Annotated in this window: 12 protein-coding genes; 9 read left to right on the top strand and 3 right to left on the bottom strand. The window is 71.3% G+C overall.

The features are described from left to right. Positions 1–94: 94 nt before the first annotated feature. Positions 95–2710, bottom strand: coding sequence for a valine--tRNA ligase (valS, locus tag ABZE72_RS01100; RefSeq protein ID WP_372727165.1), 2616 nt, complete (start codon positions 2708–2710; stop codon positions 95–97). A 250-nt stretch (positions 2711–2960) separates the two neighbouring features. Continuing rightward, positions 2961–3212, bottom strand: coding sequence for a hypothetical protein (locus ABZE72_RS01095; RefSeq protein WP_372727164.1), 252 nt, complete (start codon positions 3210–3212; stop codon positions 2961–2963). 116 nt (positions 3213–3328) lie between these two features. Here ABZE72_RS01095 and ABZE72_RS01090 point away from each other — a divergent pair, with 116 nt between their 5' ends. After that, the gene (locus ABZE72_RS01090; RefSeq protein ID WP_372727163.1) at positions 3329–3712 is read left to right on the top strand and encodes a GNAT family N-acetyltransferase; all 384 of its coding nucleotides are present in this window, start codon (positions 3329–3331) and stop codon (positions 3710–3712) included. On the opposite strand, the gene ABZE72_RS01085 is transcribed toward ABZE72_RS01090, so the two are convergent. Next, positions 3690–4787, bottom strand: coding sequence for an NAD(P)-dependent alcohol dehydrogenase (locus ABZE72_RS01085; protein WP_372727162.1), 1098 nt, complete (start codon positions 4785–4787; stop codon positions 3690–3692). The genes ABZE72_RS01090 and ABZE72_RS01085 overlap by 23 nt on opposite strands. A 78-nt stretch (positions 4788–4865) precedes the next feature. Between ABZE72_RS01085 and ABZE72_RS01080 the strand changes: the two genes are divergently transcribed. From ABZE72_RS01080 to rodA, 8 genes are all read left to right on the top strand, one after another. Beyond that, positions 4866–6236 carry a folylpolyglutamate synthase/dihydrofolate synthase family protein gene (locus ABZE72_RS01080; protein WP_372727161.1) on the top strand — a complete coding sequence of 457 codons (1371 nt, stop codon included), beginning with the start codon at positions 4866–4868 and terminating at the stop codon, positions 6234–6236. Beyond that, entirely contained in the window at positions 6229–6678 is a 450-nt protein-coding gene (locus ABZE72_RS01075; RefSeq protein ID WP_372727160.1) for a DUF4233 domain-containing protein, read from the top strand. Before ABZE72_RS01080 ends, ABZE72_RS01075 begins: the two co-directional genes overlap by 8 nt. Positions 6679–6898: 220 nt before the next feature. After that, a complete protein-coding gene (ndk, locus tag ABZE72_RS01070) occupies positions 6899–7312 on the top strand; it encodes a nucleoside-diphosphate kinase (RefSeq protein WP_372727159.1) in 414 nt (137 codons plus the stop codon). A 196-nt stretch (positions 7313–7508) separates the two neighbouring features. After that, positions 7509–8537, top strand: coding sequence for a rod shape-determining protein (locus ABZE72_RS01065; protein WP_372727158.1), 1029 nt, complete (start codon positions 7509–7511; stop codon positions 8535–8537). Continuing rightward, on the top strand, positions 8537–9460 hold the full coding sequence (gene mreC, locus ABZE72_RS01060) for a rod shape-determining protein MreC (RefSeq protein ID WP_372727157.1): 924 nt from the start codon (positions 8537–8539) through the stop codon (positions 9458–9460). Before ABZE72_RS01065 ends, mreC begins: the two co-directional genes overlap by 1 nt. Beyond that, positions 9457–9966, top strand: coding sequence for a rod shape-determining protein MreD (gene mreD, locus ABZE72_RS01055; RefSeq protein WP_372727156.1), 510 nt, complete (start codon positions 9457–9459; stop codon positions 9964–9966). Before mreC ends, mreD begins: the two co-directional genes overlap by 4 nt. A gap of 29 nt (positions 9967–9995) precedes the next feature. Next, the gene (gene mrdA, locus ABZE72_RS01050; protein WP_372727155.1) at positions 9996–12092 is read left to right on the top strand and encodes a penicillin-binding protein 2; all 2097 of its coding nucleotides are present in this window, start codon (positions 9996–9998) and stop codon (positions 12090–12092) included. Between the two features lie 3 nt (positions 12093–12095). Beyond that, a complete protein-coding gene (rodA, locus tag ABZE72_RS01045; RefSeq protein ID WP_372727154.1) occupies positions 12096–13292 on the top strand; it encodes a rod shape-determining protein RodA in 1197 nt (398 codons plus the stop codon). Position 13293 lies beyond the last annotated feature (1 nt).

Below are 13293 nucleotides of genomic sequence, written 5' to 3'. Positions count from 1 at the left end.
GCGCTCGACTGAACCCAGGAAACGTGCACTTCACGCGGGGAGTTCCCCGGGTGAAGTGCACGTTTCACTGGTTAACCAGTGAATCTGCCCCCGCTCAGTCCTCGGTGGGCGCCAGCTCCGCTGCGACCGAGATCTCGGACCCGTCGGTGACGGTGAAGACCAGGTCGCCGGTGATCTTGCCGCTGCGTCGCAGGTCGGCCGCGGCCAGCTCGGCGCCGCGGACCAGGTTCTCGGGCCCGCTGATCTCCACCTTCGACAGCTCGGCACGCATCGACACCTTGGCCTGCGACTTCGCGCCCCGGATCCCGATCAGCGCGGACGCCACGGCCTCCAGGGTCGCCGGGCTGGCGGCGGCCGCGGAACCCAGGTCGAGCTCGGTGGGCCAGGCGGCCCGGTGGATCGAGCCCTCCTGCCACCACGACCAGACCTCCTCGGTCACGTAGGGCAGGAACGGCGCCAGCAGGCGCAGCTGCACCTGGAGCGCGATCGCCAGGGTCGCGCGGGCCGACGCGGTCGCCTGACCGCCGTCCTCGGCGTAGGCGCGCTCCTTGACCAGCTCGAGGTAGTCGTCGCAGAAGGCCCAGAAGAACTTCTCGACCGTCTCCAGCGCGGTGGTGTAGTCGTAGGCCTCGAAGGCCTCCGTCGCCTTGGTGACCACGTTGGCCAGCCCGCCCAGCAGTGCGCAGTCGATCGGCTCGGAGACCTCGAACGCGTTCAGCTGCGTCGCGCCGACCCCGCCGATGACGAACTTGGAGGCGTTGAGCACCTTCATCGCCAGCCGACGACCGACCTTCATCTGGGTCTCGTCGAAGGGCGAGTCCAGGCCCGGGCGGGCCATGGCGGCCCGCCAGCGGACGGCGTCGGCGCCGTACTTGTCCAGCACCGCGCTGGGCACCACCGCGTTGCCCTTGGACTTCGACATCTTCTTGCGGTCCGGGTCGACGATGAAGCCCGAGATCAGCGCGTGCGACCACGGGGCGGCGTGGTTCTCGAAGTGGGCGCGGACCACCCGGGAGAACAGCCAGGTGCGGATGATGTCGTGGGCGTGGGTGCACAGGTCCATCGGGAAGACCCGAGCGAAGAGGTCGTCGTCCTCCTCCCAGCCGCCGGCGATCTGCGGGGTCAGCGACGAGGTCGCCCAGGTGTCCATGATGTCCGGGTCGCCGATGAACCCGCCGGGCTTGCCGCGCTGGTCCTCGGAGTAGCCGCTCGGCGCGTCCGTCGAGGGGTCGACCGGCAGCTCGGCCTCGCTGGGCATCAGCGGGTGGGCGTAGTCCGGCTCGCCCTCGTCGTCGAGCGGGTACCAGACCGGGAACGGGATGCCGAAGAAGCGCTGGCGCGAGATCAGCCAGTCGCCGTTGAGTCCGTTGACCCAGTTGTCGTAGCGGTGCTTCATGTGGCCGGGGATCCACTCGACCTCGGCGCCGCGCTCGACCATCTCGGCCCGGACGCCTGCATCACGGCCACCGTTGCGGATGTACCACTGCCGGGTGGCGACGATCTCGAGCGGCTTGTCGCCCTTCTCGTAGAAGTTCGTCATCCGCTGGGTGGGCTTGGGCTCGCCGTCCAGGTCGCCGCTCGCGCGCAGCTTGGCGACCATCGCCTCGCGGGCCGAGAACGAGGTCTTGCCCTTGAGGTCCTCGTACGCCGCCGCGGCCTGCTCGCCGGCCAGCCACTCGGGCGTCTCCCGGGTCATCCGCCCGTCGCGGCCGATCACCGTGCGCACCGGCAGCTGCAGCTCGCGCCACCAGGTGACGTCGGTCAGGTCGCCGAACGTGCAGCACATCGCGATGCCGGCGCCCTTGTCCATCTCCGCCAGCGGGTGGGCCAGCACCGGGATCTCGACCCCGAACACCGGGCTGGTCACGGTCGTGCCGAACAGCGGCCGATAGCGCTCGTCGTCGGGGTGGGCGATCAGCGCCACCACGCTGGGGATCAGCTCGGGGCGGGTGGTCTCGATGTGGACCGGGGAGCCGTCGGGCCGGTGGAAGGCGACGCGGTGGTAGGCGCCGGCGTACTCGCGCGACTCCAGCTCGGCCTGGGCGACGGCGGTCTGGAAGGTGACGTCCCACAGGGTGGGCGCCTCCTGCAGGTAGGCCTCGCCGCGGGCGAAGTTGCGCAGGAAGGCGCGCTGGCTGGCGCGCTGGGCCTTCGGGCCGATGGTCGTGTAGTGCTGCTTCCAGTCGACCGAGAGGCCGAGAGTGCGCCACAGCGACTCGAAGATCTCCTCGTCCTGCTCCACGAGCTCCTCGCAGAGCTCGACGAAGTTCGGGCGGCTGATCGAGATCTGCTTCTTCGGGTCGGGCTTCTCCGGGGGCGTGAAGTCGGGGTCGTACGGCAGGCTCGGGTCGCAGCGCACGCCGTAGTAGTTCTGCACCCGGCGCTCGGTGGGCAGACCGTTGTCGTCCCAGCCCATCGGGTAGAAGACCGACTTGCCGCGCATCCGCTGGAAGCGGGCGATCAGGTCGGTGTGGGTGTACGAGAAGACGTGGCCCACGTGCAGGCTGCCGCTCACCGTGGGCGGAGGCGTGTCGATGGAGTAGACGTTCTCGCGGGGCTGGGTGCGATCGAAGGCGTAGGTGTCGTCGGCCTTCCACCGGGCGCTCCAGGTCGCTTCGAGGCCCTCCAGTGCCGGCTTCTCCGGTACGACGACGGCGCGCTGGTCGGTGCTCGTCTCGTCGGGGGCCGGGGCGTTCGGAGTCTCGGTCATGGGCGAAATCCTAGGGTGCCGGCACGCCGCCCCGGAAACCGGTTGTCGCAGGCGAGCGCACTGCCTAGCCTCCGGGGATGACTGAGGACCTCGGGCCCGGAGAGCTGACGCTGGACTTCACCGAGGATCCGGCGCACTTCCTGGCGGCGGCAGGCCCCTTCCTCGCCGCGGATCCGCTGCTGGCCACCGTGGTCTGCACGGTGACCGAGCGGGCTCTCGCGCGTGACCTGGCGGGGGAGCGGCGACCGGATCACCCGCAGTGGTGGGTCACCGTGCGCGAGGGCCGGCGCGTCGTGGGGGCGGCGATGCGGACGGCGCCGTTCGCGCCGTACCCGCTGTTCGTGCTGCCGATGGCCGACGAGGCCGCCCGCGCGATCGCCCGTGCGCTGCACGAGCGGGGCGAGGAGCTGACCGGCGTGAACGGCGCCCTGCCGGCGGTCGGGGCGCCGGCCGACGAGGCGGCCTCGCTGACCGGGGGTGCGGTGGGGGTGGAGCAGCACACCCGGCTCTTCGAGGTCTCGACCCTGGTGGAGCCGGCGCCCGTTCCCGGACGGCTGCGGCTCGCCGGGGCAACGGATCTCGACGTCTGCGTGCGCTGGTACGCGGCCTTCCACGCCGATGCCGACGAGCAGGCCGGACGATCGGGCGGCTCCGTCGACCCCCGAGGACGTCCGCGCCCGGATCGACGCGGGCAGGGTGTGGCTCTGGGAGAACGCGGCGGGGGAGGTGGTCCACCTGACCGGTGCCAGCCTGCCCAGTTTCGGCGTCTCGCGGATCGGGCCGGTCTACACCCCGCGCGAGCACCGCGGGCGCGGGTATGCGAGCTCCACGGTGGCGGCGGTCACGGCACGCCTGCTGGCGCAGGCCGAGCGGGTGTGTCTCTTCACCGACCAGGCGAACCCGATCTCGAACCGGATCTACGAGGCGCTCGGCTTCGAGCCGGTCACCGACATGGCGAACCTGCTGATCCGCCGGGACGTCACCACACCAGCACCGGTTTGACCACCCGGCCCTCGAGCAGGTCGTGCATGGCCGTGTTGATCTCGGAGAAGGCGTACGGCGCGACGAGCCGGTCGACGTCGAACTGACCGGCCGCACTCAGGCCGAGCAGCCGCGGCACCATCTCCAGGGGGTCGGAGTCGCCCTCCACCGAGCCTCGCACCACCTTGCCGTTCTGCATCAGGTCGATCGCGTCGAGCGAGAACTCCTCGGCGCCCAGGCCGAGGATGACCAGCTCGCCGCGGGGGCCGAGCGCCTGGGCGGCCTGCTTGATCACGGCGGGCACCGCGGTGGTGTCGATCGCGCCACTGGCGCCGCCACCGGTCAGCTCCTTGACCGTGTCGACCAGCGAGACGTCCCCCAGGTCGGCCGGGTTCACGGTCAGGGCGCCGTACGACGCGGCCACCTCGAGCCGACCGGGCGCGAGGTCGACGGCCACGACCGTCTCCACCCCGGCGCCCACGGCCGCCGCAATGGCCGCCAGGCCGACCGCACCCACGCCGTACACCGCCAGGCTGTCGCCGGGCCCGGGGCGGAGCACGTTGAGCACGGCGCCGGCGCCGGTCTGGAAGCCGCAGCCGTAGGGCCCGACCCGGGTGAGATCGAGGTCGGGGTCGACGACCACCACGTTGTCGGCGGTGGCCAGCGCGTGCCGGGCGAAGCTGGACTGGCCGAAGAAGGAGCCGTAGAGCGGCCCTTGGTCGCGGGTGTGGGTGGTCGAGCCGTCCATCCGCATGCCCATGTAGTTGAGCAGCATGCTGTTCTCGCAGTACCCCACCTCGCCGCGCTCGCACCGGGAGCAGGAGCGGCAGGAGCGCAGGCTGAGCACGACGTGGTCGCCCACGCTGATCCCGCTGACCTCGCTGCCGACCTCCTCCACGACGCCCGCGCCCTCGTGACCGAAGACCCGGGGGAACATCTCGGCCGGCAGCACGTCGCGCAGCGAGATGTCGGTGTGGCAGAGGCCGGTCGCGACGATGCGCACCAGCACCTCGTCCGCCCGGGGGGCGTCGAGCTCCACCTCCTCGAAGGTGAACTCCGCGCCCTGCTGGTCCACGACCGCCACTGTTGTCCGCATCCGGACAATCTAGAACGTGTTCTCGTGGCGCGCGACGTTTCACCGGGCCGTCGGTGCGTCAAATAGACTGGGGCCACGATGGAAGACACCCCCGCCGCCCCCCGCCTCGCCGAGACCTTCACCGAGGTCGAGGACGCCCTGCTCTCCCGCTGGCCCGAGACTCGGCTGGAGCCCTCGCTGGACCGGATCAAGGCGTTCGTCGAGCTCCTCGGCGAGCCCCAGACGTCGTTCGCCGTGATCCAGCTGACCGGCACCAACGGCAAGACCTCGACCTCGCGGATGATCGACCGCCTGCTGCGCACCCTGGAGCTGCGCACCGGTCGCTTCACCAGCCCGCACGTGGAGCGGATGACCGAGCGCATCTCCATCGACGGGGAGCACCTGAGCGACGAGCAGTTCGTCGCCGCCTTCAACGACGTCGCGCCGTACACCCACCTGGTCGACGCCGACCAGCTCCACCCGCTGTCCTTCTTCGAGACCGTGGTCGGGATGGCGTACGCCGCCTTCGCCGACGCGCCCGTCGACGTGGCCGTGGTCGAGGTCGGCATGGGCGGCGCCTGGGACGCCACCAGCGTCGCCGACGCCCAGGTGGCCGTGGTGCTTCCGGTCGCGATGGACCACGCGCAGTACCTCGGCGACTCGCCGGCGCAGATCGCGCGCGAGAAGGCCGGGATCATCAAGCCCGGTTCGATGGCCGTGCTCGCCGAGCAGCGGCCCGAGGTCGCCGAGATCCTGCTGCAGCGTGCTGCCGAGGTCGGTGCCCGCGTGGTCGTCGAGGGCGTCGACTTCGCGGTGACCTCGCGGGTGCCCGCCGTGGGCGGGCAGGTGATCTCGCTGCAGGGGCTGCGCGGCCACTACGACGAGGTCTTCCTGCCGCTGTACGGCGCTCACCAGGCGCAGAACGCGGCCATCGCGCTCGCGGCGGTCGAGGCCTTCGCCGGCAACGAACCGCTGTCCGACGAGATCGTCCGGGCCGCGTTCGCCGAGGTCACCTCACCGGGTCGCCTCGAGGTGATCCGGCGCAGCCCGACCATCGTGCTCGACGCCGCGCACAACCCGCACGGCGCCGAGGCGCTGGCGGACGCGCTCGACGACTCCTTCGCCTTCTCGCCGCTGATCGGCGTTCTCGGGGTGATGGCCGACAAGGACCACGAGGGGCTGCTGAACGCGCTCGAGCCCCAGTTGGCGCACGTGGTGTGCACGCAGAACTCCACCGACCGCGCGCTCCCGGCGGCGCAGCTCGCCGAGACCGCCATCGAGATCTTCGGCGAGGACCGGGTGACGATCGCCCCGGTGCTCGGCGACGCGATCGAGCAGGCGGCGGCCCTGGCCGAGGCGGGGGATGCGTTCGGCGACCCGCTCGGCTCGGGCGCCGTGCTGGTGACCGGCTCGGTGATCACCGTCGGCGAGGCCCGGAGCATGCTGACCCGCCGAGGTGGTCATGACTGAGCCCGGCGAGTCCGCCGAGTCCGCTGAGTCGGACGAGTCCGCCGAGTCCGCCGAGACGGCCGAGACGACGCCGCCCGCGCCCACCCGCTCCCCGCGCCGGGGGATGTGTGCGGCGATCCTGACCCTCGAGGCGATCGCCCTCGGGCTGACCACCCCGGTGCTGATCTCGGTGGCCGAGGTCTCGACCCGGACGTCGCTGGTGATCGGTCTCGGCCTGATGGTGGCCTGCCTGCTGCTCGCCGGGATGCTCCGCCGTTCGTGGGCCTACTCGGCCGGCTGGGCGATCCAGGTCGCCGCCGTCGCGCTGGGCTTCGTGATCCCGTTGATGTTCCTGCTCGGCGGGATCTTCGCCCTGCTCTGGGGCACCGCCGACTTCCTGGGGCGCAAGATCGAACGCGAGCGCGCCGCGGCGTACGCCGCCTTCCACGCCCAAGGCCGCTGACCTGCCACTTCTGGTTGCGCTGACCTGCCACTTCTGGTTGGGCCAAGGCCGCTCACCTGCCAGTTGTGGTTGTGCGGGTGCAACCACAACTGGCAGGTGAGCGCTGTTGAGCAACCACAAGTGGCAGGTGAGCGCTATTTGAGCAACCACAAGTGGCAGGTGGGCCCCGACGACGTACGCCGACTCGCCGCCGGCGGAGCGCCTCGATAGGCTGCGGGCCATGTCGACCCCCCAGCGCACCCTGGTCCTGCTCAAGCCCGACACCGTCCGTCGCGGCCTGGTCGGAGAGGTGATCTCCCGCTTCGAGGCCAAGGGGCTGACGATCGTCGCCCTCGAGCACCGGACGATCGACGCGAGCCTGGCCGACACCCACTACGCCGAGCACGTCGAGCGCGACTTCTACCCGCCGCTGCGCGACTTCGTCACCAGCGGCCCGCTGGTCGCGATGGTGCTCGAGGGTGACGAGGCGATCGAGGTGGTGCGCGCCCTGAACGGCGCCACCGACGGCCGCAAGGCGGCTCCGGGCACCATCCGCGGCGACCTGTCGCTCTCCAACCGCGAGAACCTCGTGCACGGTTCGGACTCGCCGGAGTCCGCCGAGCGCGAGATCGGGATCTGGTTCCCCGCTCTCTGACGGCCCGCTCTCTGACTGACCGCGCTCTGACGGGCCGCGTTCTGACGGGCCGCGCCCAAACGGGCAGCACTCCGAGCCCGACACCCAGCATTTCCTGACCTGCCCGGCGCGTGTCCTGCCGGGGGAGGTCGCCTGCGCTCCTTAGCCTTGGGTCACCACTTCCCCAGCAGCACCATCACGATCCAGGCGGCAGCACATGGCGAACAGCTTCATCGGCCGGGACATGGCCGTGGACCTCGGCACCGCCAACACCCTGGTCTACGTCCGCGGCAAGGGCATCCTGCTCGACGAACCGAGCGTCGTCGCGCTGAACGCCAGCACCGGCGAGATCCTGGCGGTCGGCCACGAGGCCAAACGGATGATCGGGCGCACGCCCGACAACATTGCTGCCATCCGCCCGCTCAAGGACGGCGTGATCGCCGACTTCGAGGCGACCGAGCAGATGCTCCGCTTCTTCATCCAGCAGGTGCACCGTCGCCGCTACTTCGCCAAGCCACGGATGGTCATCTGCGTGCCGAGCGGGATCACCGCGGTCGAGCAGCGTGCGGTGAAGGAGGCCGGCTACCAGGCGGGCGCCCGCCGGGTCTACATCGTGGAGGAGCCGATGGCCGCCGCCATCGGTGCCGGGCTGCCGGTGCACCAGGCGACCGGCAACATGATCGTCGACGTCGGCGGCGGCACCACCGAGGTCGCCGTGATCTCCCTGGGGGGCATCGTCACCAGCCTCTCCATCCGCACCGCCGGCGACGACCTCGACGCCGCGATCGTGGCGTGGATGAAGAAGGAGTACTCGCTGATGCTCGGCGAGCGCACGGCCGAGGAGGTCAAGATGACCCTCGGCTCGGCGGTCCCGCTGCCGCAGGAGCCCGAGGCCGAGATCCGCGGCCGGGACATGGTCTCCGGCCTGCCCCGCACGGTGAGCGTCTCCAGCGCCGAGATCCGCCAGGCGATCGAGGAGCCGTTGCACGCGATCGTCGACGCCGTCCGCACCACCCTCGACCAGACGCCGCCCGAGCTGGCCGGCGACATCATGGATCGCGGCATCGTGCTGACCGGTGGGGGAGCGCTGTTGCGTGGTCTCGACGAGCGCCTGCGCCACGAGACCGGGATGCCCGTCCACGTGGCCGAGGACCCGCTCTCGTCGGTCGCCCGCGGCGCGGGTCGCTGCGTGGAGGAGTTCGAGGCGCTCCAGCAGGTGCTGGTCACCGAGCCCCGGCGGTTCTGATGGTCGACCGTGAGAAGCGCTGGCGCGGCTCGGACCAGCTCGACCAGCGTGGACGCCCGCCCCGGAGCCTGATGGTCGCCCTGGTGCTGGCCTGCCTGACTTTGGTCACGCTCGACTACCACGGCGGTCCCGACTCGCCGATGGAGCCGGCCCGTCGCGTCGTCGGCGAGGCGCTGGGCCCGGTCGAGACCGGTACGGCGACGCTGGTCCGGCCGTTCACCTCGGTGCCTGCCTGGTTCCGCTCCCGCCAGTCGCTGCAGGGCGAGCTGGCCGATCTCGAGGCCGAGAACTCCCGGCTGCGCTCCGAGGCGGCGACCGCGAGCTTCGACCGCAACCGGCTGGCCGAGTACGAAGGCCTGACCGCCGCCGCCGGCACGCTGGGCTACGCCCTGGTGCCCGCCCGCGTGGTGGCGCTGGGTCCCTCCCAGTCCTTCTCTCGCACCGTCACGATCGACGCCGGCTCCGCGGCCGGCGTACGCCCCGACATGACCGTGATCAACAACGACGGTCTGGTCGGTCGCATCCTGCGGGTGACCCGTACGACGGCCACCGTCCTGCTCATCCTGGACCCCGACTCGGTGGTGGGGTCGCGGCTCGGCGAGAGCATGGAGCTCGGCTTCCTGCAGGGCCGCGGCGTGCTCGGCCGCCAGGGCCGCCTCGACCTGGAGCTGGTCGACGGCTCGGTCATCCCGGCCCGCAACGACACCGTGGTGACCTGGGGCAGCCAGGGCGGCGCGCCCTACGTCTCCGGCATCCCGGTCGGGCGGGTGACCTCGGTCTTCCGCAGCCTGCGCGAGACCACCCAGCGGGCGGTGATCGCGCCGTACGTCGACTTCGGCTCGCTCGACCTGGTCGGGGTGATCGTGCCCTCGGGCACGCTCAGCGACCGGGCCGTCATCGAGGCCGACGGGACCCTGCAGTGACCGGCCTGCGGGCCGCGGTCGCGGCGCTCGCCGTCGTGGTCGCGCTGATCCTCCAGGTCTCGCTCTTCCCGCACCTGGCCTGGCAGGGCATCGTGCCCAACCTGTGTCTGCTCGTGGTGGTGGGCGCGGCGCTCACCCGGGGTGCCCAGTTCGCGGCCGTGCTCGGCTTCGTCGCCGGCCTCGCCCTGGATCTCGCCCCGCCGGCCGACCACGTGGCCGGTCGCTGGGCGCTGGCCCTGGTGATCGTCGGGTATGTCGCCGGGCGCGTGCGCCAGGAGACCCGGCCCACGGCGACCGCGGTGATCGCCACCGTGGCCGCGACCTCGTTCATCGGCACCTCGGTCTTCGCGCTCAGCGGGATGCTGCTGCGCGACCCGGTCCTGCCGGTGACGGAGATGCTCCAGGTGATCGTGGTGGCGGTGGCCTTCGACGTCCTGCTCACGCCGTTCGTGCTGCCGCCGGTGATGACGATGTTCCAGCGGCTCGAACCCGTCCGGACCGCCTGATGGGTCCCTCGAGCGGTCGGGGTCCGAGCGTGTCGACGACGCGCGGCCGGCTGCGGCTGGTCGTGATCCAGGTTCTGGTCTTCTCGCTCTTCGCCACGCTCTTCACCCGGCTCTACTACCTCCAGGTGGTCACCGGCGAGGAGTACATCGCCCGCGCCGCGTCCCAGTCCGTCCGCGAGATCGTGGTGCAGCCGCAGCGTGGGCTGATCGTCGACGACGTCGGCCGCCCGCTGGTCGCGAACCGCACCTCCTGGGTGGTCTCGGTCGACCGCACGATGCTCGGCAAGATGTCGACCCGCCAGCGCAAGGCGCTGGTTGCGCGGCTCGCGGAGGTGGTCGGGCAGAGCCCGCAACGGATCCGGCGCAAGCTGGTCACCTGCGGCGACGAGGGCAGCGTGGTCGGCACCTGCTGGAACGGATCGCCGTACCAGCCCGTCCCGGTGGCTCGCGACGTCGCGCAGCCGGTCGCGCTGCGGATCCTCGAGCAGCCGGAGGACTTCCCGGCGATCCTGGCCGAGCAGCAGAGCGTGCGCGCCTACCCGCGACCGTTCGGCGTGAACCTCGCCCACGTGCTGGGCTACCTCAGCCCGATCACCGAGGCGGAGTACGACCAGGCGCGCGCCGACGGCGACCGCTCGGTCAACGGCGCCTCGTCCGTCGGGCGGGCCGGGGTGGAGAAGCAGTACGACCGCTGGCTGCGCGGCATGCCGGGCTACCGGCGGGTGGCCGTGGACTCCATGGGTCGGGTGCTCGGGGACGACGGCGAGGTCATGGGGCAGCCGGGCGACACGCTGGTGACCTCGATCGACGCCAAGGTGCAGGGCGAGGTCGAGCGCCAGCTCGCGGCCACGATCAAGCAGGCCCGGGCCACCCGGGACACCGTCACCGGCCGCAACTACGTCGCCGACTCCGGCGCGGTCGTCGTCCTCGAGGCGAAGACCGGTCGCGTGGTGGCGATGGCCAGCCAGCCGACGTACGACCCCTCGGTCTGGGTGGGCGGCATCACCAAGAAGCAGCTCGCGCGGCTCTACTCCGAGAAGGCGGGCACGCCGCTGCTTGCCCGCGCGACCCAGGGCCAGTTCGCGCCCGGCTCGACGTGGAAGCCGTTCATGACCTCCGGAGCGCTGCGGAACGGCTACCGCCGTGACGCCCGGCTGAACTGCTCCTCCGCGGTGCGGGTGGGCAACCGGGACTTCAAGAACTACGAGTCCGGCGCCTACGGCTTCATCGGCTTCGCCAAGGCCCTGGAGGTCTCCTGCAACACCTTCTTCTACCGGATCGGCTACGACTACTGGCGTCGCTACGGCTCCGACGTCGCCGACGTGAAGGCCAGGGACCCGCTGGTCGAGGAGGCCAAGGCCTTCGGGTTCGGCAAGCCCACCGGGATCGACATCCCCGGCGAGTCCTCGGGCCGGATCGCGGACCGCACGTGGAAGCGGGCCTACTACGAGTCGCAGAAGGACTACTACTGCAAGATCGGCAAGGAGCCCGGTCAGGACTTCCTGCACCGTTTCGCCCGTGAGTTCTGCATCGAGGGCTACGCCTACCGGGCCGGGGACGCGGTCAACTTCGCGATCGGCCAGGGCGACACCATCGTCACCCCGCTCCAGCTCGCCCGGGCCTACGGTGCGTTGGCCAACGGTGGCACCCTCTACGAGCCGCAGGTGGCCAAGGCGATCGTCGCTCCCGACGGCGAGGTGATCCGCCGCTTCGCGCCCCGGAAGGCGGGCCGGGTGCCGGCGCCGCGCGAGACGATCGCCTTCATCGACGAGGCGCTCAAGGGCGTCAGCCGGCAAGGCACCATGTCCTGGCGGTTGATCGGGTTCCCGCTCGACGAGGTCGTGGTCCGGTCCAAGACCGGCTCGGCGGAGGTCTACGGCAAGCAGTCCACCTCGTGGGTCGCCTCGTACAGCGACGACTACGTCGTGGTGATGATGGTCAGCCAGGGTGGCACCGGCTCGGGCACCAGCGGCCCGTCGGTGCGCGCCATCTGGGAGACGCTCTACGGCATCGAGGGCGAGACCGTGTCGCCGGCGCGTGCCGCCATTCCGGGGACCACGCCCCCCAAGCGCCTGCCCACGTTCATGAAGGACGGCTCGATCCTGCCGCCCGCGCGGAAGGACTGACCCGTGAGCTCCCGCACCTCCTCGCGCAGCACCCGTCCGGCCCTGCGGGCGCCCGGCCTGGACTGGATCCTGATGCTGGCCGTGCTCGCCCTGGTCACCCTGGGGTCGCTGCTGGTCTGGTCGGCCACCTCGCACCGCACGGACCTGAACTTCGGCCAGCCCACGGCGTACCTGGAGAAGCAGGTCGTCAACATCGCGATCGGTCTGGTGCTGCTGGTGATCGTGCTGGCCACCGACCACCGCTGGGTCCGGATCGCGGCGCCGCTGGTCTACCTCGCCTCGATCGTCGGCCTGGTCCTGGTGCTCACCATGGGCAGCACGATCAACGGCTCCCGGTCGTGGCTCCAGTTCGGCGGCGCCTCGGTGCAGCCCTCGGAGTTCGCCAAGCTCGCCGTTGTGATCGGGATGGCCCTGCTGCTGGCCGAACGCTCCGAGGGACGCTGGCGCAGCCGGGTGGGCACCGTCGAGGTGGTCGGCATGCTCCTCATCGCCGGCATCCCGGCCGCGCTGATCATGCTGCAGCCCGACCTCGGCACCATGCTCGTGCTCAGCGCCACGGTCTTCGGCGTGATCGCGGTCTCCGGGGCGCCGCGACGCTGGCTGCTGCTGCTCGCCGGCAGCGCGGTGACGGCCGGCGTGGCGGCGGTGGCGGCCGGACTGCTCAAGCAGTACCAGGTGGACCGTTTCCTGGCGTTCACGAACCCCGACCTCGACCCGCGGGGCGCGGGCTACAACGTCGAGCAGGCCCGGATCGCGGTCGGCAACGGCGGCCTCTTCGGTCAGGGCCTGTTCAACGGCTCCCAGACCCGCTCCGGCTTCGTGCCCGAGCAGCACACCGACTTCATCTTCACCGTCGCCGGCGAGGAGCTCGGCCTGGTCGGGTCGGCGATCCTGATCGGGCTGCTCGGCATCGTGATCTGGCGAGCCCTCGCGATCGCGGCCGCCAGTGACGACGTGTTCGGGCGGGTCGCGGCCGCGGGCATCGCCTGCTGGTTCGGTTTCCAGGCGTTCCAGAACGTCGGCATGTGCCTGGGGATCATGCCGGTCACCGGGGTGCCGCTGCCGTTCGTGTCGTACGGCGGCAGCTCGATGTTCGCGGGCATGCTCGCGATCGGGCTGCTGCAGAACATCCACCTGCGCTCGACCGCGTCGGTGCCGACGCGCTACGTGATGCCGACCCGGGTGCTGGCCGGTCGCTGAC

Source organism: Nocardioides sp. (assembly GCF_041600255.1).
In the GTDB taxonomy this organism is placed as follows: Bacteria; Actinomycetota; Actinomycetes; order Propionibacteriales; family Nocardioidaceae; genus Nocardioides.
The sequence above is the reverse complement of the archived record's forward strand: the minus strand, read 5'-3'. Positions and strand labels throughout refer to the sequence as shown.

Bases quoted from the DNA above. Each gene is read 5' to 3' on its own strand.
- ndk (WP_372727159.1), top strand. From the start codon at position 6,899: ATGTCGACCCCCCAGCGCACCCTGGTCCTGCTCAAGCCCGACACCGTC.
- mreC (WP_372727157.1), top strand. From the start codon at position 8,537: ATGGTCGACCGTGAGAAGCGCTGGCGCGGCTCGGACCAGCTCGACCAG.
- ABZE72_RS01065 (WP_372727158.1), top strand. From the start codon at position 7,509: ATGGCGAACAGCTTCATCGGCCGGGACATGGCCGTGGACCTCGGCACC.
- ABZE72_RS01090 (WP_372727163.1), top strand. From the start codon at position 3,329: ATGCCGACGAGCAGGCCGGACGATCGGGCGGCTCCGTCGACCCCCGAG.
- ABZE72_RS01080 (WP_372727161.1), top strand. From the start codon at position 4,866: ATGGAAGACACCCCCGCCGCCCCCCGCCTCGCCGAGACCTTCACCGAG.
- ABZE72_RS01075 (WP_372727160.1), top strand. From the start codon at position 6,229: ATGACTGAGCCCGGCGAGTCCGCCGAGTCCGCTGAGTCGGACGAGTCC.
- valS (WP_372727165.1), bottom strand. From the start codon at position 2,710: ATGACCGAGACTCCGAACGCCCCGGCCCCCGACGAGACGAGCACCGAC.
- ABZE72_RS01085 (WP_372727162.1), bottom strand. From the start codon at position 4,787: ATGCGGACAACAGTGGCGGTCGTGGACCAGCAGGGCGCGGAGTTCACC.